This window comes from Methylocystis parvus (genome assembly GCF_049675845.1).
Taxonomy (GTDB): Bacteria; Pseudomonadota; Alphaproteobacteria; order Rhizobiales; family Beijerinckiaceae; genus Methylocystis; species Methylocystis parvus_A.
Genome location: NZ_CP187161.1, coordinates 456,816 through 480,008, shown reverse-complemented (window position 1 = coordinate 480,008; position 23,193 = coordinate 456,816). Strand labels below are relative to the sequence as shown.

Sequence of the window (23,193 nt, the reverse complement as noted above, 5' to 3'; positions counted from 1 at the left end):
AAGAGGGAGTTCGGTCATCCCGCGACCGACTCCGCAGCCTCTGGTCTTCGACAGAAAGCGCCTCTCATGGACGCAACTCAGATGAAATTGGGCAGCGAGGCTGCCTATTATCAGGCGAAAAAGAGCTTCGACGAAGGGGGCATCCCTATCGGCAGCGCTTTGTTGATCGGCGACTGCGTCGTATCGCTCGGCCACAATCGGCGATACCAGAATGGAAGCAACATTTTTCACGGAGAGACCGACTGCATAGAGCGGGCCGGCCATAATTGCGATTTCAGGCGGGCGACGCTTTTTTCGACCCTCTCGCCCTGCATGATGTGCGCGGGCGCGATCTCTCTTTTCGGAATCCCGACCGTCGTAATTCTCGACACCGAAAATGCGAGCGAGTTTCCCGACAGCAAGCCGTTTTTGCACAGCGCAGGGGTGAATGTGATCGTTTCGCCCTATCAGCCGGCGATGGACCTGATGAAATCCTATCGCGAGCGCTTCCCCGAGAAGTGGCTGAAGGATATCGGGAAATAGGAGGGCGCTGTCCCCCTCGGCGGCGGGTCGCGGCAATTGAGGAAATGCTCTTTGAAAAAGGCGCTTGGTCTTCTTCTCGCGATTTTCCCTGCGCCGGTCCTGGCGGGCCCCGTTAGTCCGGCTCACTTCGGCGCCCTGAACTACATTGGCGCCGACCGTTCGGACTCACGGCTGCCCATCCTGGCGATCAAATCCAATAACGCCTTCCCCTTGGGCGTGATCAACGACACAACGTCTCTCGTCGCTTACCCGCAGGCCTATTTCCCGGGAGCCTATTTCGGCAATCCCGCACACGGCGCCCTTCACAAGATGAACCGTCTCTTCGTGGGCGAAGCCACGACCGCCACGGGCGATGTCGACGCCTCGGGAGACACGCGCCCGGCGTCCTGGATCAGCGCCTTCTACCCAGGCGTCATGAGCAACGCACAGTTCGCCTCCGGCAACGCGCTCGGTCAACTCGGCGTCATGGGCTACTCCCGCACCTCCGACTACCACGCCTATGTCCGCGGCGCGTCGGGCGGGTCCCAGGGCGTGACAGGCTTCGGCATAAATGACGACACGACCCCGGCGACGACGCCAATTTCCTGCGGCGTCTGCGCAGAGTCGGTTCGCTTGGCCAATGTCAACGGGCTTACGGTCAACCAGTTCGACGCGGCCAACCTTGGCGCTGTCGTGGACTCCGACCCTTATTACGGGGTCAATAGCGGGTCCACCTGGCCCCTACTTCTGACGGCTGGCGTCGTTCCCGCCTATGACGCGTCACTCCATAACATCACCGCCATGCTCGGCTTCGGCGCAGGCGGATTGGCAGGCAAGATAAAAGCGAGAGTGGGAGTCATCTCCATCGACGGCGCGCTCGACCCGACCCTTGGCGCCGGCGGCAATGGCGTCTTTGCAATGCTGCCGCGCGGACAGTCGCTACAGTGGAAGAACTCCGGCCATACGACCGACGCTGAGTTCTACGGCGACGGCGACGGCCTCCATGTCAAGAACGCGGCTCTTGGCGTCGATTACCAGGTGAGCGCCGCCTACTATGTCAGCAACTCGGCGGCTCCGACGGTAAAAGCCTGCGGCGCCTCGCCAAGCGTCGACCCCAACTCAACTAACGCGTCAGGCTCCTTCACGACGGGCGCGGGCGCTCCTTCGGCTTGTTCGATCCAGTTCGCCAACGCCTACCCCACGGCCGCCTTCTGCACCGTGACGCCGGTGAACGACGCGGCGGCGGGCGCTTCCGTGCGCATCAACGCCTCGAGGGCTGGATTCACCGTGACCTTCGGCGGCGGCGCGAGGTTGGCGCAGTTCATGTACACATGCTCGGGTAAATAATCGCTACGCGCAAAAAGGGCGGTGCGCGGCGCCGATCTTGCGCTTGCCACAGCCGTCGCATTTTAGCGGAGCTTAAGCTTGTCAGCCTGACCTGTGTCCTATACAAAATGCTAAATGCAATAAATTTATGATTCAGGGCTTTGCGTATGTCTCAAAGAATAATCATTGCCGGACACTCCCATACCGCGGCATTGGGATTTCCGTTGTCTACTGGAAATCTGCCTACTATCATCCCGCTTGAGCGAGACGACTTTGAAGGACTGACTGGCGCTTGGCCGAGAGACGAAGCATATTGGGAAGAGTTAATCCGTGTAGCTCAAAACCGGACTGTCATAATCAGCTGGAACGGGAATCAGCACATTTCTCACTTTCTACTGCTGAGCGAACCTGAATTTGAGTTTGTCCTCCCGAAAAGCATCAACAATAGATACAATCATTTAAATGATCGAATAGATAAAAGCAAGAAGCTGGTGCCTTTCAGAATGCTATTGGAGAATTACCGGCCTTCATTTTCTCACCAAATTGAGATTCTCAAGAGGCTGCTCAGTGTCGAGGGTTGCAAGCCAATTATAATAGGAACACCGCCCCCGCGAGGCGACAGCACCCTCGAAGACGCCTTCGACGCAAAAGCATCGTGGTTTTCTGAATTTGCGCAACTCATCAACGTCGACATAGGCAGCGTGAATCTCTCTTCGGCGACATTCCGGCTCAAATGCTGGATGGCGTTGCAGTTTGCCGCAGAAGAGGTCGCGTCCGCCATTGGCGCTCGATTTATCCCTTCAGTGCCTGCAGCCCAAAATCAGGAGGGATTCTTGCGTAGTGAGTACGCCCATGACTTCACTCACGCCAATGGATTGTACGGTGATCTAATGTTGAATTTCATCAAAGAGCAGCTTCAAGGGATTTGACGGCTTATGAATCCATATAAGACCGCGTCAGACCGGAGCTTCTGGTCGAGATCTGTCAGCCGGAAATACAACCCGTCCGCTCTTCTTAAGATCAAACCGCCCGCAGATGTTGTGTTGTAAGGAGGTCGAATTCAAGGTTTGAGAGCGCTTTATATCTCAAGCCGGGCCGGAAAGGGTCGATAATACCATCCTCTGTCGTCCAACGGGTCCTTTTTCGAGGCAGATCGACGGAATGTCGGCCAGGTCGCGGTGAAAGAAGTGATGAGCGCCTTCCTCGCACAATGCGATTGCGTGGCGTCAGATGCCGCAACTGATTACCCGAACTCCAGCCGCGGTGGCGTTGCCGCTGAATTATCAAAACTCATTGCTGAGGCCGAGTGCGAGGAACTCATGGCGGACCGACCCTAACGCAACACGCCACCGAAACTGCGATTGGCGCAATATCGAGATGGCATGCATTAGGGCGGCTCAGCGTTCTAATAGCAGCTGATAAACTCACGATAGACCCAGCCCAGCCGCTTGCCGCCCTGCGTCGTCACATAGGCCCAGGGCTTGCCGTTGGCGTCCTCGCCATAGCGCTGGATGTAAACCAGCCGGCCATTCTCGATCGCGCCGATGATATTCATCTTCTGGTCGCGGATGTTGAGCGGCGTGCCGGTCGGGTCTGTCACCTTGCAGCGGTCGCCGGCGAGCGCGGGGGCGGCCCAGGCGACGGCGGCGGCGAGAGCGGCGACCGTGAGGCCGGTGGTCAGCGAGCATTTGCTGGACATTTGAAACTCCTTGATTTGCGCAATCAGCTATAGTCACGCCATCGCCGCCCGGAGTTGCGCGGGCGCACATGAGCCTCGTCATGAAAAGATTGGCCGTCCCGCTCTGTCTCCTCGCCCTCGCCGCGCCCGCGCGCGCCGAGCCGCCGCCGGACTTCGCGCGCCTCGCCGACCTCGCGCCGGATATCGCGCAGGACATGCGCTATGCGGGCGCCAACAACTTCACCGGCCATCCGGTGCCGGGCTACCGCGCCCCGCAATGCTGGCTGCGCGCCGAGGCCGCAAAGGCGCTCGCCGCCGCGCAGGCCGACGCGAAAGCGCATGGCTTCTCGCTCGTCGTCTATGACTGCTACCGGCCGAGGCGCGCCGTCTCTTCCTTTGTCGAATGGTCGCGCAACGCCGATCAATCGACAAAGGCCGACTATTATCCGCGCCTCGACAAGAGCCAGCTCTTTCCCCAAGGCTATATCGCCGAGCAGTCCACGCACTCGACCGGCCTCGCCGTGGATCTCGGCGTAGCCGGCTGGAATTTCGGGACGCCCTTCGACTTTTTCGATCAGCGCTCCTGGACGAAATCAAAAGTTCCCGGAGAGGCGCATGCGCATCGAGAGGCGCTCGTCGCCCTGATGCAGCGGCACGGCTTCCAGAATTATCCGCGGGAATGGTGGCACTTCACCTTCAAGGGCGCAGGCGGCGCGGCGAGCTATGACGCGGAGGTGGAGTGATGCGCGCACCACTGATGCTGGTCGTCTGCCTCGTTGCGGCGCCCGCCGTCGCGGCGGAGAAGGACTGCAGCGAGATGCGCACGCAGATTGAAATCAACGAGTGCGAGCACAAGAAATTCAAGAAAGCCGACGCCGCCCTCAACGCGGCCTACGCCAAACTGGCGGCGAAAGTCAGCACCGAGGGCAAGGCGAAGCTCGTGGAGGCGCAGCGCGCCTGGATCAAATACCGTGATACTCAGTGCGAGTTCGAGACATTCGGTACGATCAACGGCTCGATTCACCCGCTAGAGGTCGCGCAATGCGAGGCCGAACTGACGATGGCGCAGACCAAGCGGCTGGACGGCCAGCTCAATTGCGAGGAAGGCGATCCCTCCTGCGGCGGGCAGTAGCGATCAGGAGCCCCTCGAACGGGCCTCGATATTGGCCCGAATCCACGCCGCCAAAGCCTCCTCGTCGATCTCGCGATTGGCGAACTGCGAGATCAGGATGAAGCAATCCTCGTCGCGCGCCGTCAGTTCGTAGCCATTGTCGGCGAGGAACAGTTCCATGGCGACGAGCGCCACGCGTTTCTTGCCTTCCACGAAGGGATGGCTGCGGATGAAACCCGCCGCGCTCGCGGCCGCGAGGCGCGCGGCGTCGCAGCGCGGCTCCTGGCGCAAAAGATCGCGCGGGCGCGTGATGGCGTTGGCGAGCGCCGCCTCGCTGATGACCCCCACCTTCCCGCCATGGGCGGCGAGAACCTCCTCATGGATCGCAAGCGAAATGCTGCGATCCAGAAAACGCCAGCTCACTTGGTCAGCTCGCGCAACGCATTGTGGCGCTTGCTCATGATGCGGCGCGCGAGCGCGACGCGCTTCTCGAAATCCGGATCGCTCATGGTGATGCGATAGCCCTCGGGCGAGCGCGTGAGATAGAGGCGGTCGCCCTTCTCGACATTGAGGTCGGCGATGATTTCCCGCGGCAGGACCACGCCGAGCGAATTGCCGATGCGGATGATCTTGAGCGCGCCGAAGGCGTCGGGACCGTCTGTCTCGCTCATGTTCCTACTTCCGTATTAACCCTAATTGTTGCAACGAACGTTAGAACTAACGCCGGTGAGTCGCAACATGACAAACGGCCCGGTGTGGATAAACTGCGCGCCCCAATCGCTCCGTAGATCGGAACTATGCGTCCCGACATTCTCGCCCCGCTTTTTGGCCGAGTCGCCGCCCTGCCCGGCGTCGGCCCCAAGACCGCGCCGCTTTTCGACCGTCTGCTCGTCAGGCCTGGCCAGCAGGCGCGCGTCGTCGATCTGCTGTTTCACCTGCCGGCGAATGTCATCGACCGAAGCCAGCGCCCGACGATCGCGGAGGCGCCCATGGAGACGATGGTCGTCATCAAGGTGCGGGTCGTGGAGCATCGCCGCCCCCAGGGGCGTTACGCCAAGCAGCCTTTCCGCGTGCTGGTGGAGGACGACACCGGAGACGTCGAGCTCGTTTTCTTCCTCGCCAATCCAGACTGGATCGAACGCAGCCTTCCGATCGGGGCGACGCGCTGGATATCGGGGCGAATGGAGCTCTATGACGGAAGGCGTCAAATGGTGCATCCCGACCGCGTGCTGGATGAAGCCGGTCTCGCCAAGTTGCCGCCTTTCGAAGCCGTCTACGGCCTGACCGAGGGCTTGCAGGCGCGCTTTGTTTTACGAGCTACGGAAGAGGCGCTGACGCGCATTCCGCCGCTTCCCGAATGGCAGGAGCCGACCGTGCTTACGGCGAACAAGCTCCCGCCTTTCGCCGACGCCCTGCGCGCGGCGCATCGTCCGGACAACGTAAAAGCGCTGTCGCCGCAACATCCCGCACGCCAGCGCCTCGCGCTCGACGAACTGCTCGCCAGCCAGCTCGCGCTTCGACTCATGCGCGCCAAGATGCGGCGGCTGCCCGGCCGTGAGAACAAGGGCGACGGGCGCCTCTCGCACGCCATTGAAGCCGCCCTCCCCTTCAAGCTCACTGGCGCCCAGCAGCGCGCGCTCGACGACATCCGCGCCGATCTCGCCTCGGACATGCGCATGCTGCGTCTGGTGCAAGGCGACGTCGGCTCCGGCAAGACGGTCGTCGCGGCGCTCGCCATGGCGAGCGTCGTCGAATGCGGTCGCCAGGCCGCGCTGATGGCGCCGACCGAGATCCTCGCGCGTCAGCATTACGAACGCCTTGCGCCGCTGATGGCCCCGGCGGGCGTGCGCCTCGCGCTGCTTACCGGGCGACTCAAATCCAGCGAGCGCGCCGCGACCCACGCCGCCGTCGCCGCGGGCGAGATAGACGTTGTCGTCGGCACCCACGCGCTCGTGCAGGGCGGTCTCGCCTTCCGAGATCTCGGCATCGCGGTCGTGGACGAGCAACATCGCTTCGGCGTGCAGCAGCGGCTCGCGCTCGGCGCCAAGGGCGAAGCCGTGGACGTGCTGGTGATGACCGCGACGCCCATCCCGCGCACCCTCGCCCTCACGGCTTTCGGCGACATGGATTCCTCCGCACTCGACGAGAAGCCCCCCGGCCGCACGCCGATCACGACACGGGCCTTGCCGGCCTCCCGCATCGGCGAAGTCGTCGCCGGCCTTCAGCGCGCATTGGCGCAGGGGGCGCGCGCCTATTGGATTTGCCCCCTCGTCGAGGAAAATGAGGATCTCGACCTCGCGGCGGCCGAGGCTCGCGCGGCCGATTTGCGCCATTATTTCGGCGACGCCGTCGGCCTTTTGCATGGCCGTATGAAAGGCCCAGAGAAGGACGCCGCGATGGAAGCCTTCCAGCGAGGCGAGACGAACGTGCTCGTCGCAACGACCGTCGTGGAGGTGGGCGTCGACGTGCCGGAAGCGACGATCATGGTGATCGAGCACGCCGAGCGCTTCGGCCTCGCGCAACTACACCAGTTACGCGGCCGCGTCGGGCGCGGCTCGAAGGAATCGACGTGCCTCCTGCTCTATAAGGGGCCATTGAGCGAGTCCGCGAAGTCCCGTCTGATGGTTTTACGTCAGACGGAAGACGGATTTCGTATCGCGGAAGAAGACCTGCGCCTTCGCGGCGAAGGCGAATTGCTCGGCACGCGGCAAGCCGGGCTGCCGGGGTTTCGCCTCGCCGATCTCACGGCGCATGCCCGCCTTCTCGCCACCGCCCGCGACGATGCGGAAATCATCCTGCGGCGAGACCCGGAGCTCGCGAGCGAACGAGGCAGGGCTTTGCGCGCCCTGCTCTATCTCTTTGAACGTGAAGAAGCGATCAGGCTGCTGCGGGCGGGCTGATCACGCCGCCGCGCGCTGGGCCTGACCGAATTGCGGCACGAAGCCCGCGACGGTCTCGAAGGGAATGCGGCGGTCGAAGTTCAACGTGCGGGCGTCGCCGATGATGACCGACTGCGGCGCGAGCAGCACCGTCTCGTAGTCCATGTAATTCAGGAAGCATTCCTGATTCATCATGGCCTGGGCCAGCGTGCGGTAGGAGCCCTTGTCCGACGCCGAGAGCTCGTCGCCGCGCGTCACGCTCTCGACGTGAAGGGCAAAGCGCAGCTTCGTCTGCTCGACTTCAAAGATGAAAAGCATCTTGGTCGCGAGGCGGCCGCTGCTTTCCGAACGCCAGTTACGCCACCACGGGTCATTGCCCTGCGCTTCCTGCTGCTCGGCCTGAAGCAGGCGCGCGAGCGGCCAAAGGCGGGCGAACTTCGTGCGGCTCAGGAACCAGGATCGAAATTCGTGGGATTCGGCAAGCTTCGAAGCGAAAATTTCGTCGAGACCGGAAAAGGCGCTGTCCTGCATCGTTGCGTTCCTGCTTTGGCAATATGCCCGGTCTGCCCCCCGAGCGTGTCTCGCCTTACTAGGCCGGCCGACGTGAATCTTCGGTTTAAGAAATGTGCGACTAAATGATAACGTGAAATTAGCGTGAAGGAAATTGAGGGCTTTACGTACAGTTCCCTCAGCCCGCGCGCCGCGCGACCACGATGCGGTTGCTGTTGACGCCCTTGGCGTTATTGGCGACGCCCCAGCAATTGCTCGTCTTGGTGAAGCGCTGGCGATTGACCATGACGCCCAGCCGCTCGAAGGGCAATCCTTCCAGGGCCGACCAGACGAGACGTTCGAGCAGGACGCCGCCTCCGCGCACTTCGCCGACCTCGTAAGCGACATGGCCGCCCGGCCGCACCACGCGCGCAAGCTCCTCGAAAACCGCGCGCGTCATGGCGGTCCAGGCGCCGAGGCTCCTCAGCTGCGAGATGTCCAAGGCTTCAGTTTCAACTCCCGCGAACCAGTTCCGCAGCCAATTGTCGGCGCGGTAGTCGACGACGTCGAGAAATGGCGGGGACGTCACGACGAGATCGACGACGGCGTCTTCCAAATGGCGAAGCCGCGCGGCGTCGGTTACCGAAAGCAAGGGCTCCGGACCTGGCGGCGGCGGTCCGTCCTTCAGCAGCGCGCGCGACTTTCTGAGGATCAGGGCAGCGATATTTCGCGCGGGGGGCGTCTGCGCGCGGCGCTCATTTATCTTGAGTTGCGCCTTGACGCTGACGGCCTGATTGGGCGGCATCGTATAGACCGAGAAAAAGCCCGGCGAGTGTCCGGTCAACCGGTTGAGCGCGACCATTCTGATCCAGTCGTCGGCTGCATCGGCGGCGGAGCGACGCGCCAGCAACCACGCCCGCAACGCGCAAATCTGACGAAGCGTGTCGGGATGGTAGAAGGCGAGGAGATCGTCTCGCTCCACCTCACCTGTCTCCAGCGGCGCCTCGGCGAGCCGCGAGGCGACCGCTTCGAGGGTCGGCGGGCGAAGCCGTGGGCGGGTCAGCATCAGCGACAAGGGATTGGCGTCCGACCCCACGGCGCGGCGCCCGAGCAGGACGGCCTGAAGCGGCGTCGTGCCGCGTCCCATGAAGGGGTCGCAGACCGTCTCGCCGGGCTTCGTAAGGCGCTCGATGAAAAAGGCCGGAAGCTGCGGCTTGAAGCAGGCGCGATAGCTGATTTCGTGCAGGGAATGCGCCGAGCGCTGCGCCGCCGTCCAATATTCGTTTACGTAATAGGTAAGACCCGCCTCCTCGAAAACCTCGGTCCGCGCGCCGAACGCGTTGAATACGCGCAGCGACCCGACGAAGTCGGACGCGGTCGCACGCGCGGCTTTAGGAGACGCGATCGACAAGTCTTGGCAGCCGGCCGACCCTGGCGCCGATCTCTTCACGCGCCAGCGCCAGTTCATATTGGAGCTGGAGCTCAAGCCAGTCCTCGGGATCAACCCCGAACCAGTGGCCGAGGCGCAGCGCCGTGTCGGCCGTCACGCCACGCTGCCCGTTGATGATCGCGGTCACGCGATTGACCGGCACGTCGATGTCGCGCGCGAGATCGGAGGCGGTCATGCCGAGATCGGTTAGGTGCCGGGCGAGGATCCGGCCGGGATGCGTCATTTCCTTCTCCATTGGGGCCGGCCGGAAGGTCCGTTGGCGCGCAGGGGGGCGAGCGGGCGCACGCTGAACCGGTTCACCGACGAGCCGGCGGGGCACAGTGACAGGATGCGCATGCGCTGCGGAAGAGGCGACGGGATGAGCGGCCACGGGCGCGGCGACGGGCCGCGCAGACTTGGCTTGGCCGGCGCTCCCGGGAAAAGCCCCCGCGAGGAAGAGACGCGTGAGCGCCTCGCGATATCGGCCCATTCAAGGCTCCCTGCCAGGCTCCGCTCAATACCCCCGACGCCACCCATTATGCATTCCGTAACACGCTATCCGGCGCGGCCATCCTGCTCGCCGGCCTCCCATCCCGCGCGGGTCTCCGCAATGAAATCGGCAAGCCTACCTTCCGCAATGGCGCTTCGCAGCCCCGCCATCAGCGCCTGATAATAAGCGACATTAGCCTGGGTCAGCAGCATCATTCCGAGGATTTCCCCTGCTTTTACGAGATGGTGCAGATAGGCCCTCGAATAATCGCGCGCAGCCGGACAAGTCGATTCGGAATCGAGCGGCCGCGTGTCTTCCGCGTGGCGGGAATTCTTGATGTTGATTTTTCCGAAGCGCGTATAAGCGAGGCCATGACGGCCCGCGCGGGTCGGCATGACGCAGTCGAACATGTCGATCCCCCGCGCCACGGCCTGCACGATATCGTCCGGCGTGCCGACGCCCATGAGATAGCGCGGCTTGTTCTGCGGCAGATGCGGGACGGTCGTCTCCAGCATGTCGAGCATGACCGCCTGCGGTTCGCCGACAGCAAGGCCGCCGACGGCGAGGCCGTGAAAGTCCATCTCGCTGAGCGCTCGCGCGCTCTCGATTCTGAGCGCCTTGTTGGCGCCGCCCTGGACGATGCCGAAAACCGCCCTGCCCGGTAGCTCACGGAACGCCTTGCGCGAGCGTTCGGCCCAGCGCAGCGACAGGCGCATGGCGCGCTCGGCCTCTTCGTCCGAGCATGGCAGCCGCACGCATTCGTCGAACTGCATTTGAATGTCCGAGCCCAACAGATGCTGGATCTCCATGGAGCGCTCGGGCGACAGATGATGTCGCGAGCCGTCTACGTGCGACTGGAAGGTGACGCCGCTTTCATCGAGCTTGCGCAGCTTCGCCAGCGACATGACCTGGAAACCGCCCGAGTCGGTGAGGATCGGAAAGGGCCATCGCATGAATTCATGCAGGCCGCCGAGCCGCGCGACGCGCTCCGCGCCGGGGCGCAGCATGAGGTGATAGACATTGCCGAGCAGAATGTCGGCGCCCGTCGCGCGCACGTCCTGCGGAAACATGGCCTTGACGGTCGCCGCGGTTCCGACAGGCATAAAGGCGGGCGTGCGGATGGTTCCGCGGGGCGTAAAGATCTCGCCCTTGCGCGCGGCGCCGTCTCTCGCGTGGACGGCGAAGGAAAATTCCTGACTCATTTGCGTTCCTTGGCGCCCAGTTCGGCGATTTTCACGATTTTATATTGTCCGCAGTCCGTCTCATTGAACCAGACGGTGAAAAACGCCGTCACCCTGATTTCCGCGTCGCGTAAGTCGGTGCGCCACTGATCCGCGCATTCGCCAAAATCGATACGCCCGTCCCGGCGCAGAATGAAGGGCCTCGTATGCGCGCCGTCGAGATCAAAGGCCCCGAAAACGTCCCAGGTCGAGGAGAGACGCGCGCCCTCGACCCGGAGATCAACGGTCATCAGCGCTTCCGTCGGATCATCTCGCCATTGGGCGATCAGGCGAATGTCGCGCGCCTCGCTCATGGCTCGGCGGGGTACAGCAGGCTGGCGTCGCCGTAGGAATAAAAGCGATAGCCGCTCGTAATGGCGTGGGCGTAGGCGGCCTTCATGCGCTCCAGCCCGCAGAAGGCGGAGACGAGCATGAACAGCGTCGATTTCGGCAGATGGAAATTGGTGACGAGCATGTCCGTCGCGCGGAATTTGTATCCCGGCGTGATGAAGATGTTCGTACGCGCTGCGTAAGGAGCAAGCCGCCCATCCGGCTGCGCGGCGCTTTCCAGCGTGCGCAACGCCGTGGTGCCGACGGCGACGATGCGGCCGCCTCTCGCGCGGGCTTCGTTCAGCGCCTCCGCCGTGGCCGCGTCGATGCGGGCGAATTCCTCGTGCATCTTGTGCGCCTCGGTGTCCTCCGCCTTCATCGGCAGGAAGGTGCCGGCGCCGACATGCAGCGTCACCCGGCGCAGCGTCACACCCTTTGCCTGCAGCTCCGCGAGAAGCTCCGGGGTGAAATGCAGCCCCGCCGTCGGCGCAGCGACAGCGCCCGCTTCGCGCGCAAAGACAGTCTGATAGTCGGTCTCGTCCTTGGCGTCGGCCGGGCGCTTGCCAGCGATATAGGGCGGCAGCGGCATCTCGCCGGCAGCCTCGATCGCCTCGTCGAGCGCGGCGCCGGAGAGGTCAAAACGGAGAGTGATCTCGCCCTCTTCGCCCCTGGCGTCGACATGGGCGTCGAGTTGGCCGAGCAGGCAGGCGCCGTCGCTCTCCCGTCCGAAGCGAATGAGGTCGCCCACAGCCAGCTTCTTCGCAGGCCGCATCAGCGCGCGCCAACGCGAAGCGTCGAGCCGCTCGATCAGCGTCGCCTCTACGCCCGCGCTCAATTCGCCGCGAATACGTTTCCCGGAAAGGCGCGCATGGATCACGCGCGTGTCGTTGACGACGAGGGCGTCGCCAGGTCGCAGATAAGAAACCAGGTCGCGAACGATCCTGTCCTCGAAGGCGCCGGAGGGCGGGACGACAAGCATGCGCGCGTGATCGCGCGGCTCGACGGGTCGAAGCGCGATGCGGTCTTGCGGGAGATCGAAGTCGAAGAGGTCGACGCGCATGGTGGTGCGTTTGCCCCCTCTCCCCATGCAATGGGGAGAGGGCTGGGGTGAGGGGCGAGGCGAGGTCGAGAACGCCTATGTGGCCCCGCCCCTCACCCTAACCCTCTCCCCGTAAACGGGGAGAGGGAACAAGAATCAGCCGCCCAGCGTGGCCTTGATGATCTTGTCGGGATCGCGCACAGGCTCGCCGCGCTTGATCTTGTCGACATTCTCCATGCCGGAGATCACCTCGCCCCAGACCGTGTATTGGCGGTCGAGGAAGCGGGCGTCGGTGAAGCAGATGAAGAACTGCGAATTCGCCGTGTCGGGATGCGAGGCGCGCGCCATGGAGCAGGTTCCGCGCACATGCGGCGCGTCGTTGAACTCGGCTTCGAGGTTCGGATAGCTCGAACCGCCGGTGCCGGTGCCGCGCGGACAGCCGGTCTGCGCCATGAAGCCCTCGATCACGCGGTGGAAGACGATACCGTCATAGAAGCCTTCCGAGACGAGCTTCTTGATGCGCTCGACATGCTTGGGCGCGAGATCGGGACGGAACTTGATGACGACCGGACCCTTGGTGGTCTCCAGCGTCATGGTGTCGGCGGCGTCGGTCATTATAACTCCTGTTGCTCTCGACCCCACCCTCCCCTCGACGGGGAGGGTCGGCGCGGAGCGCCGGGGTGGGGTGTCTTCCCAAGTTTCGGGGCATCACCCCCTCCCGCGCCGCTTCACGGCGCGACCTCCCCCTCAAGGGGGAGGTGGAGACGTGAAGATCGCTCAGCTCGCGTCGCCGGCGGCGCGAACCTTCAGCATCTTGTCCGGGCTGTCGACTGCACCGTTATTGGCCTTGTCGCCCTTCTTGATCTTGTCGACGACGTCCATGCCGGAGACGACTTCGCCCCAGATCGTATATTTGCCGTTGAGTTGCGGCGCGTCGGCGAAGCAGATGAAGAACTGCGAATTCGCCGAGTCCTTGTCGCCGGGCTGGCGGGCCATGGCGACCGTGCCGCGCTTGAAGGGCAGATCGCTGAATTCGGCCTTGAGATCGGGATAGCGAGAGCTGCCCATGCCGGTGCCGTCGGGATCGCCGCCCTGCGCCATGAAGCCGTCGATCACGCGGTGGAAGGTGATCCCGTCGTAAAAATGCTCCTTGGCGAGGCGCTTGATGCGCTCGACATGCTTGGGCGCGATGTCGGGCCGCAGCTTGATCGTGATGCGCCCGTCCTTGGTGTCGATGAAGAGGAGGTCGTCCTCCGCGCGGGCGATGGAAGCGGTTCCGAGCGCAGCCGAAAAGGCGGCGGCGGCAAGCAACAGACGGCGAGTGATCTTCATGAAAAGCCTCCCTTAAGGCTTGCTATTGTCCGCGCCTTTGAATGGCGCGTTTAAGGGCCTCGACGGAAGCGGGCGGCGCGAAGGCCGACACGTCGCCGCCAAGCGCCGCGATCTGACGCACGAGGGTGCCGCTGATGTGGCGGAGCCCTGGCGAGGCCGGCAGGAAAACCGTACGAATGCCGGGCGCGAGCGTCCCGTTCATCCCCGCCATCTGCATTTCATAGTCGAAATCGGTTCCGTCACGCAATCCGCGCAGGATCGCGCAGGCCCCCTGCTCCTTCGCGGCCTCCACCACGAGGCCGTCGAAGCTGACGACGCCGACTTGCGCCCCGTAGCCGTCGGCGGCGGCCGCCGCCCGGATCGTCTCGGCGCGCTCGTCGAAAGTGAGCCAAGGCGCCTTGCCGGGATGCACGCCGATGGCGACGACGACCTTGTCGAACAGCGCGACTCCCTGACGGATCACGTCCAGATGGCCGTTGGTCAGCGGATCGAACGTGCCGGAATAAATCGCGACGCGGCTCATGGCGCGAGCTCGTGCACGATCTCGCCCGCGACCACGGTGGTTTTCACGACGCCCTGCAGCAGCGCGCCGTCGAAAGGCGTGTTGCGGCAGCGCGAATGCAGCCTGTCGGGGTCGACGACGAAGGGCTCGTCGGGATCGAAGCGGATCAGATCGGCCGGCGCGCCCTTTTGCAGGCGGCCCTGCTCCAGCCCCAGGATTTCCGCCGGGCGAGAGGACATGGCGGCGAGGAGGCGCGGCAGCGTCACGTCGCCGGAATGCACCAGCCGCATGCCGGCGGCGAGCATCGTCTCGACCCCGACTGCGCCGAATTCGGCCTCCGCGAAAGGCAGGCGCTTGGTCTCGACGTCCTGTGGATCGTGGTCGGAGACGATGACGTCGATCAGCCCTTCCGCCAGCGCGGCGACGAGCGCCTTGCGCTCTTCCTCGTGACGCAAGGGTGGACGCAGCTTGAGGAAGGTGCGGTAATCGCCAATGTCGTTTTCGTTGAGGGTCAGATGGTTGATCGTGGTGCCGCAGGTGACGGAGAGGCCCGCTTCTTTCGCCTTACGTAAGGCGTCGAGAGAGAGCGTCGTTGTGACGATGGCGGCGTGGTAGCGCGCGCCGGTGAGCGCCGCGAGCCGCAGGTCGCGGTCGAGCATCACAGCCTCGGCTTCGCGCGGCACGCCGGCGAGGCCGAGCCTCAGCGCAAAATCGCCCTCGTTCATCACGCCGCCGGCGAGGTCGGCGTCCTGGGTGAAATGCACGATCAGCGCGTCGAAGTCGCGGGCGTAGGTCATGGCGCGGCGCATGACGAGCGCGTTCTTCACCGAGCGCGCGCCGTCGAAAAAGGCGACCGCGCCGGCCTGTTTGAGTAGGCCAAGCTCCGACATCTCCTTGCCCTCGCGGCCCTTGGTGAGCGCCGCCATGGGCAGGACACGCACGCGGCCCGTGTCGCGGGCGCGGCGCAGGACGAAATCGACCACGGCCGGGTCGTCGACGGCGGGATCCGTCGCCGAGGTTGCAACAAGGGTTGTAACGCCGCCCGCCGCCGCGGACATGGTCGCGCTCGCGATGGTCTCGCGGTGCTCGGCGCCGGGCTCGCCGACAAACGCCTGCATGTCGATCAGCCCGGGCGAAAGAACGTCGCCACCGCAATCGACGACGCGCGCGCCTTCCGGGGCGGAGGTTGCGCCTGGGCCGAGATCGGCGATCACGCCGCCTGAAACCAGCAGGCCCCCGCGCGTCTCCGTTCCGGAGGCGGGGTCGATCAGGCGGGCGTTGACGAAAAGGAGCGGCGTGGAGCGTTGAGACGGCATGCGGCCTGATTAGGGCATTTTGCCGAAGATGGGAATGCGACCGCGGCGCCGTCTCGGCTGGGACCTGGCTAGTCGTCCGCCTCAACGCGCACAGCGCAGAGGCCCATGCCTACGGGCCGGTCGTCGCTATCGTTCAGTCCGATATCGATGGCCGTCAGAATCTGGTCGAACGTGAAAGTAATGCGCAGGCGATCAACTTCGCCCGTCTCGCAGCGCAGGGTCAGGACATCCCTTTCCGGCGTGTCGGGATTTTGTGCGATCTCCATCGCGAGCGCGTCGTTGATGAAGATGCTGGCTACCCGCCCCGGCTCGCCGTGGCGGAAAGCCGGCCCGTAGAGGCATCTTATGTGGACAATCACGCGCTCGGCCTTGCGCGGGAGAGGCAGGCTGATTTCGCATTTGAAGCCGAGCGTCCACACGCCCCACCGCTCAGGGGCGCTGAAGCCATTCGAAAGATAAACGCGCCCGGAATCCGCGAAAAGGACGTTCTCGCCGAAATCTACCGGCGGGAGCGGAATATCATATCCAAACCGGCGACAGAAACCCTGTGTCGCGGCGACGGTCAGACGTTCCTGACATCTCGTCAGAATCGCTTTGAATTTACCCGTCCGGCCGTCCCCGACATGGTTGGGGTGGAAGTGGGTCTCTTTGTGGAATTGACCCGAGGCGGCCGCGCTCCTGTCGAAATATTGCGCCTCGTCCAATTGTTGCAGGAAGGCTTCCACCGCGCCGACCGAAAGCTTTTCCGCGATCTCTTCGGCGTCGCCCCTCGAAATGCGCGCGTTGAGCGCGCCTGCGATCCGAAGAACGCCCTCGGCGCCTCGCCAGCCGGGCGACTCGTATTTCAGGACGAGCGCGCCGCGCATCAACGGCATCGCCGCCATCGCGCCGGCGCTTTTTTCCACCATTTCGAGCGCTGGCTCGAACGCCACCCCGAACTGCGTCATCAGGGACGCGACGCAATCGCGCGGATCCCTGATCGAAACGATTGCCGGCGGGTCATATGCCGCCATGATCAGCTGGAAGGCCTCGTCGGGAATGTGTGACTTCACGACGCAGACATCGGCCGCAGCGACGCTTTCCAAGAGCGCCGGTCGCGGATCGTCCGCGTAGAGCGAGGAAAAGGGCGTTCCCTGCCTCGCGTAAATCTCGCGGCAGACATTGAAGACCCAGGTCGAGGCGCTTCGATAAAGCCCTACGCAGAAGACAAGCCGATCCCGCATTGCATTCTCGCTTGCGCCCGCCGGCCCGGCCGCCAGCTAAGCCTCGCTTCAATAAAGTCAAAGGGCTGAGCGGAGCAATGAGGAAGGCTTCAGTTTCAAAAGGTTTTTTCGCCTCCGGCGCCGAGGAGCCCCGCCAAACTCAACTTCGCCAGAGCCAGCAACTCCGTGTCCGAGGAACGTTTCCAGCAAGGCGAAAGCGCGTTGCGGCAAGCGGGGCCGCAACCATCTAGGATTAGCGCAAGACAGATGTATGTTACGTCGTCATGACGTTCACGCATCGGATACGTGACAACGCGCCGCTGATCGGTTTCGCCCTGCTTCTCCTGACGCCGGGGGTGGCGATCCGCTTTGGCCTGATCCCCTTCGACATGCGCTTCGAAGCGCTGCTGCTCGTCTCCGTCCTGTGCATCGGCCTTGTTTTCGCGGCCGGATATTCCGCCGCTGAACTCGGCCTGCGCGCCCCGTGGGTGGCGCGACATTGGCTGGTCAGCGGGCTCGTGACGATCGCGGTTGGCGCGGCGATCTATTTGGAATCCCAGCTCCTCCCGACTGGCCGCGCGCAACCGGACTGGATGAAATTCGCGCCCTTCTATGTACTCGTCTCGAGCCCGTGCCAGGAGCTTGTCTGCCGCTCGATTCCCAAGCTCATCACCGACAGGCTGAATATGAGCGGCGCCAACTACATGCTCTTTTCCGCCGCGATCTTCTCGCTGATGCATGTCGCCTATGGCGACATGCTGCTTCTGGCGAACACCTTCTTCGTCGGCCTCGCCTGGGCCGCCGCCTATCATGTCACGCGCAATGTCTGGCCCGTCGCCGCCTCGCACGCGGCGGTTGGGACTTTCGCCTTCTGGCTTGGCGTCGCCTGATCAGGGCTTGGCGAGAATCGCCGTGTGCAGCAGAAGCCAGAGCACGCAAGCGTTCAGCAGATGCCAAAGAAAATGCGCGCCAGACGGGAAGGACGCGCAAATATCCCGGTCGATCGTGCGGAATCCTAGCGAGACGAGAAAAGTCGCCGCCGCCGCGGCGAGTCCCTTGGCCGCTTCGGGCCTCCGGCCCCAAAGCAACGCAGCGAAGCTCAGGAGCGCCGCCAGCGCCGGCAAATAGGCGACCGAGCCGTTCAGACCTTTGACATGCGCGTCGATGGTGAAGCTCGCGACCGCGAAAGCGAGCATGACGGCGATTGCGGGAGCCAGCGCCAATCCAAAAAATCGGCGCAGGGCCAGCAGGAAATAGCCATAGATGAAAACGGCGATCGGTATGACGTCGAGCAACATCGCGCCGCGCGTCGCGACCGTATGAAAGACGAAGCTGCCGACCCCGACCGTCGCCGTCACCGCGATCAACGCCGCCGCCGGCGCGTCGCGCCCGCCCTGCCGGCGCAGCAGCGCATAGGCGGCGGCCGCCGCGACCAGGAAAGCGGCGTTGCTCACGGCGTTGAGCGGCTCCGCCCAAAAGCGGCCGTCGAGCCGCTCGCAATAGTCGATGACGGGTTCGTGCCAATTCATGAAAAATGCGCCGTGCTCGGATCAGCTACGGCGCATCTCTCGCGGAGGCTTCTGTCACAATCAAACTGCGACAGGAGCCTATTTCTTCGAGATCGATTTGAACGAGGGCGGCGGCGCGGGAGCTGGCTTGTTTTCTTCGAGCTTGGCGAAGCGAACCAGCACGTCGGCGCCCTCCTCGGGCGGGGACGCGAGACGCGCCCGGAACGCGATTTTCTCGCCGGCCTCCAGCCGCGATTTCGGCGTGGGCGCGGTCCAGCTATAGCGATCGAGGCCGTTGGCGCCGCGAATGGCGAGAGAAATCGCCGGCACGCGGTTCGATTCGCGCCTGATGTTCACAATTTCGCCTTCCGTCACCAGCACCTTGCGCGCGCCGTCCATGACAATGCGCGAATGCACGTCGCGCAACTCGAGGCCGGCGAGATTCACGGGCATTCCCATCGCGCGATAGGCCGTCGACATGGGCGGGAAAACACGGACAATGCGTTCGCGCATGGCGATCAGCGCCGTCGCGCCGATGACGATGGCGACGATCGTCGCGAAGATCGGCGAACGGTCCCGCCTCTGCTCGGGCAGATCCCGCACGACGGGACGCATCGGGCGGCCCCACAATTCGTCGTAGCTCGGCGCGCGCAATGCGTCGCTCGACGCTTCCGCCGCGATCTCGCGCGGCGCGGCCAGCCCGTTGAAATCCCTGTCGTGAGCGATGCTCATCTCAAGCTCCCGCTTGTGCGCCGGGAAATGAGAAGATATCCGGCCGCGCCCGATTAAGCGTGGATTATGGTTAAGGACGGGTGAACTGGTATTCTTCCCGCGACGATTCCTTCGCCCCGCAGGCCACATGCGCGGCTCGATCCTCTGGAGCGACTGACCGGTGTTGAGCTTCGAAAATGTCGGCCTGCGCTACGGAGTGGGTCCGGAGACGCTCCGGGACGTCACCTTCGACATCCCCCAACGCTCCTTCCAGTTTCTCACCGGCCCCTCGGGCGCCGGCAAGACGACGCTGATGCGCCTCATCATCATGGCGCTGAAGCCGACGCGCGGCCTCATCAATATTTTCGGCCGCGATTCAGCGACGCTGGACAAGGACGAGATCACCGAGACGCGCCGCCAGATCGGGGTCGTCTTCCAGGATTTCCGTCTGCTCGACCATCTCACGCTCTACGAAAACGTCGCGCTTCCGCTGCGCGTGCTGGGCCGGGAGGAGGCGAGCTACCGCTCCGAGGTCACGGAGCTTCTCAAATGGGTTGGCCTCGGCGATCGCAAACACGCTCTGCCAAGCGTGCTTTCCGGCGGCGAAAAGCAGCGCGCCTCCATCGCGCGCGCGCTCATCTCCCAGCCCAAGCTATTGCTCGCGGACGAACCCACCGGCAATGTCGACCCGACGCTCGCCCGCCGCATTTTGCGGCTCTTCGTCGAGCTGCATAAATCGGGGACGGCGGTGGTGATCGCGACGCATGATCTGAGCCTGATGGATCAATATGAAGCCGCGCGGCGCCTCGTGCTCGCGGACGGCCGCCTGCACATCTTCGAGTGACGATGATGCCCCTGCCGTCCTTCGCCAGCGACATCCTCGCGCGCGCCAAAGGCCTGCGCCAGACCGAGCCCGCCGGCGACGAGGAAGGGCCCGCCCTCCCCTCGCCGCTCGTGCCGACGGATTCGGTCGCAGGCCGCTCGCTCGTGATCGTCATCGCGATCATGACATTCCTGGCCGCGCTCGCGGCGGCCGCGGCGCTGCTCGTCTCGCAGGCGAGCGTCGAATGGCGCGCCGAGGCGTCCAGCGAGGCGAGCGTTCAACTGCGCCCGACGCCCGGCCGCGACATGGAGGCGGATCTCAAGAAAGCGGCCGAAATCCTGCAAAAGACGGCGGGCGTGCGCGAAGCGCAAATCTATACAAAAGCCGAGTCCGAGCAGTTGCTGGCGCCCTGGCTCGGCCAGGGGCTCGATCTCTCCGAACTGCCGACGCCGCGCATGATCGTCGTCAAGCTCGACCCCAAGCGACGGCCGGACCTGCCGTCCCTGCGCGAGGAACTGGCGGCGGCGACGCCCAACGCCGTTCTCGACGACCACCACATCTTCCTCGAGCGGCTCGGCGACATGGCCCGGGCCGCGGTGGCCGTGTCAGCGCTGATCTTCATCCTCATCGTGGGGGCGATGGGGATTGCGGTCGCCTCCGCGACGCGCGCCGCCGTTGCGACAAACCGGGAAATCGTCGAGGTTCTTCATATCGTCGGCGCCGCCGACAATTTCATCGCTCGCGAATTCCAGCGCCGCTTTCTCGCCCTGGGCCTGCGCGGCGCGCTGATCGGCGGCGGCTCGGCGATCGGCTTTCTCTTCCTGGCGCGCATGTTGACCCGCAATTGGCGCCTGACGGCCGGCGGCGAGCAGATGGAGGCGATGTTCGGCGATTTCTCCATCGGGCCGGAGGGCTTCGTCGTGATCCTCCTGCTCGCGAGCGGCATCGCGCTTCTGACTGGCTACCTCTCGCAGTCGATCGTCTTCCGGCATCTGCGGCGGCTTGGATGACAACTCTCGTCGCGACCGCCGCCTTATGACCATATATCTGTCGAGAAATCGCGTCTTGGCGCGACAATGGCTGAAATTTCGGAGGGGCGGCAAGGTGACGGCGGGCGTCGCGGAAAGGTCCGGTTTCGGGCGCGCTGTCGTTCGGACGGCGCTCAGCCTCCTTGGAACATGCCTCTTCCTGTTCGCGGCCGGCTTTGTCTGGTTCGCGCTGTCGCTCGCTCGCGTCGAGCCGAATCTGACGGTCAAGGCCGAGGGCGTCGTCGTCTTCACGGGCGGTTCCGATCGCGTACTCGAAGCCGCCGGCCTGTTCGCGCAGGGGCAAGGCAAGCGCATGCTGATCACCGGGGTCAATCGGGCCACGCGCAGTTCGGAGCTCGCCAAACTCCTCCCCGTGCCGCGCGACCTCTTCAACTGCTGCGTGGATCTCGGCTATCAGGCGCTCGACACGATCGGCAATGCGCGCGAAACCCGGGAATGGGCGCAGGTCCACAATATTTCCCGGTCGCTCATCGTCGTGACGTCGAACTACCACATGCCGCGCGCGCTGGCCGAGCTGTCCGCCGAGCTTCCGGACATCAAGCTCTACCCCTTCCCGGTCGTGAGCGAGCATGTCGACGTCTCGGACTGGGCGACCGATTTGAGGGTGATGCGGCTCGTCGGCGGCGAATATCTCAAATTTCTCGGCGCGCTGCTCCGCATCACGGTGCGGGAGGAGGAAAGCGCCCTCGAACAGGCGAAATTGCGGGCGAGCGAAACGGCCTCGGAGTGACCGCCTTGTTAAGCCCGGCGGGGCTGGCGTAAAAGGCGCACGCAACATCGGGGAGCGCGCGGCGAAGCGCGGTCCAGACAATCAAAAGCGCCGCCCATGATCATCCTGCGTTCGCTCGTCTTCCAGATTCTGTTCTTTTCGACGATGGTCATTCTGCAGATCGTCTGGCTGCCGGGCCTCTTCATGCGCCGGCAGGTCTCGCAGGAGCTGGGCCGCACCTGGGGCCGGCTCTCGCTCTGGCTGCTGGACAAGATTTGCGGAACGAAGGTCGAGTTTCGGGGCCTCGAAAACATCCCCAAGGGCGCCGTCATCGTCGCGGCGAAGCATCAGTCGATCTGGGATACTTTCGTCCTGCCCACGAAATTCCCTGACTTCAGCTATATCCTGAAGCACGAGCTGGTCTGGATTCCGTTTTTCGGCTGGTATCTGCTGGCGGCGCAGCAGATCGGCATCGACCGGGCCAAAGGCGGTAAACTGCTCCCGCAGCTTATCGAGAAGTCGAAGAAGATCTTCGCCGAGGGCCGCCAGCTCTTCATCTTCCCCGAAGGAACGCGCCGCCCGGCCGGCGCCCCGCCCGCCTACAAGGTCGGCGTCGCCCATCTTTACGCGGCGACGAACGTCCCAGTGCTGCCCGTCGCGCTGAACGCCGGCCTCTTTTGGCCGCGCCGCTCCTTCGTCATCCGTCCGGGCAAGATCGTGATGGAGTTCCTGCCGGCCATTCAGCCGGGTCTGCCCACGCGGGAATTCTTCGACAAGCTGCAAACTGCGATCGAGACGGCGTCGGATCAACTGATCGCCGAAGCGGTCGCAAAAGATCCTGGCCTCGCGGCGGTCGTCGCGGAAAACCGTGCGAAGGCGATCGAGAAGGACAAGGAAAAGGCTCAAAAGCGCGGCCGCCGCGAGGAAGCCTGACCCCGCGGCCAACCGCGCCGCTGCGCGCAAAGCTACGCGCCCGCCAGCCCCGTCAGCATCGCTCGCTTCTCGGAGAGCGGATATTCCGCCTCCACGATATACGGGCCGCCGCCGACCGAATCGCGCGACGAGTACAGAACAAAGCGCTCCGCCGTGAAGCGCAGCGGCGGAAAGTAGCCGCGCGCGCCGAGATAAGCGGCCACGGAGGCCGCATTCGACCCCCGCAATCGGGCGAGCGTGACATGCGGCGAGAATTTGCGCGGCTCCGGCGGCGCGCCGAGGCGGCGCATCAGCCGCTCCTGTTCCGCCTGCATCTCGAGAAGCGCGGAATCGGGCCGCACCCGCGCGACGATGGCGCGCGGCTTGTGGCCGCCAAAGGAGTCGAGCTGATCGATCGTCAGTTCGATCTCCGGCCGCTCGATGAAAGAGAGCGCATTGGCCGCGTCACGGGCGAAGGCGTCATCGACGTCGCCCAGAAACCTCAAGGTGATGTGATAGTTCTCGACGTCGATCCAGCGCGCGCCGGAGACGCCCCCGCGCATCCGCGACAGGCTCTCGGCGATGTGGGGAGGAACTTCCAGGGCCGTAAACAGTCTAGGCATTCGTTCCTCCTCTT

The 23,193-nt window shown here is 64.1% G+C and carries 28 protein-coding genes; 11 read left to right on the top strand and 17 right to left on the bottom strand.

Annotated features, from left to right (window positions below; translation table 11 throughout):
• The first annotated feature begins 66 nt into the window (after positions 1 to 66).
• The 3 genes from ACPFMJ_RS02635 (at position 67) to ACPFMJ_RS02625 (ending at position 2,756) form a co-directional block, all read left to right on the top strand.
• Positions 67 to 522, top strand: coding sequence for a nucleoside deaminase (locus ACPFMJ_RS02635; RefSeq protein ID WP_424362327.1), 456 nt, complete (start codon positions 67 to 69; stop codon positions 520 to 522).
• 51 nt (positions 523 to 573) lie between these two features.
• The gene (locus tag ACPFMJ_RS02630) at positions 574 to 1,848 is read left to right on the top strand and encodes a hypothetical protein (protein ID WP_424362326.1); all 1,275 of its coding nucleotides are present in this window, start codon (positions 574 to 576) and stop codon (positions 1,846 to 1,848) included.
• A gap of 146 nt (positions 1,849 to 1,994) precedes the next feature.
• Positions 1,995 to 2,756 (top strand): hypothetical protein, encoded by a 762-nt coding sequence (locus ACPFMJ_RS02625; RefSeq protein ID WP_424362325.1) that lies wholly within the window; start codon positions 1,995 to 1,997, stop codon positions 2,754 to 2,756.
• Positions 2,757 to 3,232: 476 nt separating this feature from the next.
• Here the strand turns inward: ACPFMJ_RS02625 and ACPFMJ_RS02620 are convergent, their stop codons facing one another.
• On the bottom strand, positions 3,233 to 3,526 hold the full coding sequence (locus ACPFMJ_RS02620) for a peptide-binding protein (RefSeq protein WP_424362324.1): 294 nt from the start codon (positions 3,524 to 3,526) through the stop codon (positions 3,233 to 3,235).
• A gap of 80 nt (positions 3,527 to 3,606) precedes the next feature.
• Here ACPFMJ_RS02620 and ACPFMJ_RS02615 point away from each other — a divergent pair, with 80 nt between their 5' ends.
• On the top strand, positions 3,607 to 4,248 hold the full coding sequence (locus ACPFMJ_RS02615; RefSeq protein ID WP_424362323.1) for a M15 family metallopeptidase: 642 nt from the start codon (positions 3,607 to 3,609) through the stop codon (positions 4,246 to 4,248).
• Positions 4,248 to 4,637, top strand: a complete 390-nt coding sequence (locus ACPFMJ_RS02610) for a lysozyme inhibitor LprI family protein (RefSeq protein WP_424362322.1) — start codon at positions 4,248 to 4,250, stop codon at positions 4,635 to 4,637. Before ACPFMJ_RS02615 ends, ACPFMJ_RS02610 begins: the two co-directional genes overlap by 1 nt.
• A gap of 3 nt (positions 4,638 to 4,640) precedes the next feature.
• Here ACPFMJ_RS02610 and ACPFMJ_RS02605 read toward each other — a convergent pair whose 3' ends face one another.
• Positions 4,641 to 5,039, bottom strand: coding sequence for a type II toxin-antitoxin system death-on-curing family toxin (locus ACPFMJ_RS02605; protein ID WP_424362321.1), 399 nt, complete (start codon positions 5,037 to 5,039; stop codon positions 4,641 to 4,643).
• A complete protein-coding gene (locus tag ACPFMJ_RS02600; protein ID WP_424362320.1) occupies positions 5,036 to 5,287 on the bottom strand; it encodes an AbrB/MazE/SpoVT family DNA-binding domain-containing protein in 252 nt (83 codons plus the stop codon). Before ACPFMJ_RS02600 ends, ACPFMJ_RS02605 begins: the two co-directional genes overlap by 4 nt.
• A 126-nt stretch (positions 5,288 to 5,413) precedes the next feature.
• Here ACPFMJ_RS02600 and recG point away from each other — a divergent pair, with 126 nt between their 5' ends.
• A complete protein-coding gene (recG, locus tag ACPFMJ_RS02595) occupies positions 5,414 to 7,516 on the top strand; it encodes an ATP-dependent DNA helicase RecG (protein ID WP_424362319.1) in 2,103 nt (700 codons plus the stop codon).
• Here the strand turns inward: recG and ACPFMJ_RS02590 are convergent, their stop codons facing one another.
• From ACPFMJ_RS02590 to ACPFMJ_RS02540, 11 genes are all read right to left on the bottom strand, one after another.
• Complete coding sequence (locus tag ACPFMJ_RS02590; RefSeq protein WP_424362318.1) at positions 7,517 to 8,026, bottom strand: hypothetical protein; 510 nt, start codon at positions 8,024 to 8,026, stop codon at positions 7,517 to 7,519.
• A 157-nt stretch (positions 8,027 to 8,183) separates the two neighbouring features.
• Positions 8,184 to 9,395 carry a DNA methyltransferase gene (locus tag ACPFMJ_RS02585; RefSeq protein WP_424362317.1) on the bottom strand — a complete coding sequence of 404 codons (1,212 nt, stop codon included), beginning with the start codon at positions 9,393 to 9,395 and terminating at the stop codon, positions 8,184 to 8,186.
• The gene (locus tag ACPFMJ_RS02580) at positions 9,376 to 9,657 is read right to left on the bottom strand and encodes a HigA family addiction module antitoxin (RefSeq protein WP_424362316.1); all 282 of its coding nucleotides are present in this window, start codon (positions 9,655 to 9,657) and stop codon (positions 9,376 to 9,378) included. The genes ACPFMJ_RS02585 and ACPFMJ_RS02580 overlap by 20 nt, the downstream gene beginning before the upstream one ends.
• 311 nt (positions 9,658 to 9,968) lie before the next feature.
• A complete protein-coding gene (gene tgt, locus ACPFMJ_RS02575; RefSeq protein ID WP_424362315.1) occupies positions 9,969 to 11,105 on the bottom strand; it encodes a tRNA guanosine(34) transglycosylase Tgt in 1,137 nt (378 codons plus the stop codon).
• Positions 11,102 to 11,374 (bottom strand): hypothetical protein, encoded by a 273-nt coding sequence (locus ACPFMJ_RS02570; RefSeq protein ID WP_424362314.1) that lies wholly within the window; start codon positions 11,372 to 11,374, stop codon positions 11,102 to 11,104. The genes tgt and ACPFMJ_RS02570 overlap by 4 nt, the downstream gene beginning before the upstream one ends.
• Before the next feature lie 59 nt (positions 11,375 to 11,433).
• Positions 11,434 to 12,513, bottom strand: a complete 1,080-nt coding sequence (gene queA / locus ACPFMJ_RS02565) for a tRNA preQ1(34) S-adenosylmethionine ribosyltransferase-isomerase QueA (protein WP_424362313.1) — start codon at positions 12,511 to 12,513, stop codon at positions 11,434 to 11,436.
• A gap of 135 nt (positions 12,514 to 12,648) precedes the next feature.
• On the bottom strand, positions 12,649 to 13,107 hold the full coding sequence (locus ACPFMJ_RS02560; protein WP_424362312.1) for a peptidylprolyl isomerase: 459 nt from the start codon (positions 13,105 to 13,107) through the stop codon (positions 12,649 to 12,651).
• A gap of 162 nt (positions 13,108 to 13,269) precedes the next feature.
• A complete protein-coding gene (locus tag ACPFMJ_RS02555) occupies positions 13,270 to 13,824 on the bottom strand; it encodes a peptidylprolyl isomerase (protein WP_424362311.1) in 555 nt (184 codons plus the stop codon).
• A gap of 22 nt (positions 13,825 to 13,846) precedes the next feature.
• The gene (gene coaD / locus ACPFMJ_RS02550) at positions 13,847 to 14,347 is read right to left on the bottom strand and encodes a pantetheine-phosphate adenylyltransferase (protein WP_424362310.1); all 501 of its coding nucleotides are present in this window, start codon (positions 14,345 to 14,347) and stop codon (positions 13,847 to 13,849) included.
• A complete protein-coding gene (gene pyrC, locus ACPFMJ_RS02545; protein ID WP_424362309.1) occupies positions 14,344 to 15,642 on the bottom strand; it encodes a dihydroorotase in 1,299 nt (432 codons plus the stop codon). The genes coaD and pyrC overlap by 4 nt, the downstream gene beginning before the upstream one ends.
• Before the next feature lie 68 nt (positions 15,643 to 15,710).
• Complete coding sequence (locus tag ACPFMJ_RS02540; RefSeq protein ID WP_424362308.1) at positions 15,711 to 16,865, bottom strand: hypothetical protein; 1,155 nt, start codon at positions 16,863 to 16,865, stop codon at positions 15,711 to 15,713.
• A gap of 263 nt (positions 16,866 to 17,128) precedes the next feature.
• Here ACPFMJ_RS02540 and ACPFMJ_RS02535 point away from each other — a divergent pair, with 263 nt between their 5' ends.
• Positions 17,129 to 17,734 carry a type II CAAX prenyl endopeptidase Rce1 family protein gene (locus ACPFMJ_RS02535; protein ID WP_424362307.1) on the top strand — a complete coding sequence of 202 codons (606 nt, stop codon included), beginning with the start codon at positions 17,129 to 17,131 and terminating at the stop codon, positions 17,732 to 17,734.
• Here the strand turns inward: ACPFMJ_RS02535 and ACPFMJ_RS02530 are convergent, their stop codons facing one another.
• Positions 17,735 to 18,373 (bottom strand): ceramidase domain-containing protein, encoded by a 639-nt coding sequence (locus tag ACPFMJ_RS02530; protein WP_424362306.1) that lies wholly within the window; start codon positions 18,371 to 18,373, stop codon positions 17,735 to 17,737. It abuts the gene before it with no gap.
• A 78-nt stretch (positions 18,374 to 18,451) separates the two neighbouring features.
• Positions 18,452 to 19,084 (bottom strand): hypothetical protein, encoded by a 633-nt coding sequence (locus tag ACPFMJ_RS02525; RefSeq protein ID WP_424362305.1) that lies wholly within the window; start codon positions 19,082 to 19,084, stop codon positions 18,452 to 18,454.
• A gap of 160 nt (positions 19,085 to 19,244) precedes the next feature.
• Between ACPFMJ_RS02525 and ftsE the strand changes: the two genes are divergently transcribed.
• The 4 genes from ftsE to ACPFMJ_RS02505 all read left to right on the top strand — a co-directional run bounded on the left by ftsE (position 19,245) and on the right by ACPFMJ_RS02505 (position 22,577).
• On the top strand, positions 19,245 to 19,907 hold the full coding sequence (gene ftsE / locus ACPFMJ_RS02520) for a cell division ATP-binding protein FtsE (protein WP_424362304.1): 663 nt from the start codon (positions 19,245 to 19,247) through the stop codon (positions 19,905 to 19,907).
• 2 nt (positions 19,908 to 19,909) lie between these two features.
• Positions 19,910 to 20,896: a cell division protein FtsX gene (locus ACPFMJ_RS02515; protein WP_424362303.1), complete on the top strand. Its 987-nt coding sequence runs from the start codon at positions 19,910 to 19,912 to the stop codon at positions 20,894 to 20,896.
• A gap of 25 nt (positions 20,897 to 20,921) precedes the next feature.
• Positions 20,922 to 21,665: a YdcF family protein gene (locus ACPFMJ_RS02510; protein WP_424362302.1), complete on the top strand. Its 744-nt coding sequence runs from the start codon at positions 20,922 to 20,924 to the stop codon at positions 21,663 to 21,665.
• Positions 21,666 to 21,761: 96 nt separating this feature from the next.
• A complete protein-coding gene (locus ACPFMJ_RS02505) occupies positions 21,762 to 22,577 on the top strand; it encodes a lysophospholipid acyltransferase family protein (protein WP_424362301.1) in 816 nt (271 codons plus the stop codon).
• Positions 22,578 to 22,609: 32 nt separating this feature from the next.
• Here the strand turns inward: ACPFMJ_RS02505 and thpR are convergent, their stop codons facing one another.
• Positions 22,610 to 23,179 carry an RNA 2',3'-cyclic phosphodiesterase gene (gene thpR, locus ACPFMJ_RS02500; RefSeq protein ID WP_424362300.1) on the bottom strand — a complete coding sequence of 190 codons (570 nt, stop codon included), beginning with the start codon at positions 23,177 to 23,179 and terminating at the stop codon, positions 22,610 to 22,612.
• Between the last annotated feature and the right edge of the window lie 14 nt (positions 23,180 to 23,193).

Bases quoted from the DNA above. Each gene is read 5' to 3' on its own strand.
- ACPFMJ_RS02635 (WP_424362327.1), top strand. From the start codon at position 67: ATGGACGCAACTCAGATGAAATTGGGCAGCGAGGCTGCCTATTATCAG.
- ACPFMJ_RS02625 (WP_424362325.1), top strand. From the start codon at position 1,995: ATGTCTCAAAGAATAATCATTGCCGGACACTCCCATACCGCGGCATTG.
- ACPFMJ_RS02620 (WP_424362324.1), bottom strand. From the start codon at position 3,526: ATGTCCAGCAAATGCTCGCTGACCACCGGCCTCACGGTCGCCGCTCTC.
- ACPFMJ_RS02615 (WP_424362323.1), top strand. From the start codon at position 3,607: ATGAAAAGATTGGCCGTCCCGCTCTGTCTCCTCGCCCTCGCCGCGCCC.
- ACPFMJ_RS02610 (WP_424362322.1), top strand. From the start codon at position 4,248: ATGCGCGCACCACTGATGCTGGTCGTCTGCCTCGTTGCGGCGCCCGCC.
- ACPFMJ_RS02600 (WP_424362320.1), bottom strand. From the start codon at position 5,287: ATGAGCGAGACAGACGGTCCCGACGCCTTCGGCGCGCTCAAGATCATC.
- recG (WP_424362319.1), top strand. From the start codon at position 5,414: ATGCGTCCCGACATTCTCGCCCCGCTTTTTGGCCGAGTCGCCGCCCTG.
- ACPFMJ_RS02590 (WP_424362318.1), bottom strand. From the start codon at position 8,026: ATGCAGGACAGCGCCTTTTCCGGTCTCGACGAAATTTTCGCTTCGAAG.
- ACPFMJ_RS02580 (WP_424362316.1), bottom strand. From the start codon at position 9,657: ATGACGCATCCCGGCCGGATCCTCGCCCGGCACCTAACCGATCTCGGC.
- tgt (WP_424362315.1), bottom strand. From the start codon at position 11,105: ATGAGTCAGGAATTTTCCTTCGCCGTCCACGCGAGAGACGGCGCCGCG.
- ACPFMJ_RS02570 (WP_424362314.1), bottom strand. From the start codon at position 11,374: ATGACCGTTGATCTCCGGGTCGAGGGCGCGCGTCTCTCCTCGACCTGG.
- queA (WP_424362313.1), bottom strand. From the start codon at position 12,513: ATGCGCGTCGACCTCTTCGACTTCGATCTCCCGCAAGACCGCATCGCG.
- ACPFMJ_RS02560 (WP_424362312.1), bottom strand. From the start codon at position 13,107: ATGACCGACGCCGCCGACACCATGACGCTGGAGACCACCAAGGGTCCG.
- ACPFMJ_RS02555 (WP_424362311.1), bottom strand. From the start codon at position 13,824: ATGAAGATCACTCGCCGTCTGTTGCTTGCCGCCGCCGCCTTTTCGGCT.
- coaD (WP_424362310.1), bottom strand. From the start codon at position 14,347: ATGAGCCGCGTCGCGATTTATTCCGGCACGTTCGATCCGCTGACCAAC.
- pyrC (WP_424362309.1), bottom strand. From the start codon at position 15,642: ATGCCGTCTCAACGCTCCACGCCGCTCCTTTTCGTCAACGCCCGCCTG.
- ACPFMJ_RS02540 (WP_424362308.1), bottom strand. From the start codon at position 16,865: ATGCGGGATCGGCTTGTCTTCTGCGTAGGGCTTTATCGAAGCGCCTCG.
- ACPFMJ_RS02535 (WP_424362307.1), top strand. From the start codon at position 17,129: ATGACGTTCACGCATCGGATACGTGACAACGCGCCGCTGATCGGTTTC.
- ACPFMJ_RS02530 (WP_424362306.1), bottom strand. From the start codon at position 18,373: ATGAATTGGCACGAACCCGTCATCGACTATTGCGAGCGGCTCGACGGC.
- ACPFMJ_RS02525 (WP_424362305.1), bottom strand. From the start codon at position 19,084: ATGAGCATCGCTCACGACAGGGATTTCAACGGGCTGGCCGCGCCGCGC.
- ACPFMJ_RS02515 (WP_424362303.1), top strand. From the start codon at position 19,910: ATGATGCCCCTGCCGTCCTTCGCCAGCGACATCCTCGCGCGCGCCAAA.
- ACPFMJ_RS02510 (WP_424362302.1), top strand. From the start codon at position 20,922: ATGACCATATATCTGTCGAGAAATCGCGTCTTGGCGCGACAATGGCTG.
- ACPFMJ_RS02505 (WP_424362301.1), top strand. From the start codon at position 21,762: ATGATCATCCTGCGTTCGCTCGTCTTCCAGATTCTGTTCTTTTCGACG.
- thpR (WP_424362300.1), bottom strand. From the start codon at position 23,179: ATGCCTAGACTGTTTACGGCCCTGGAAGTTCCTCCCCACATCGCCGAG.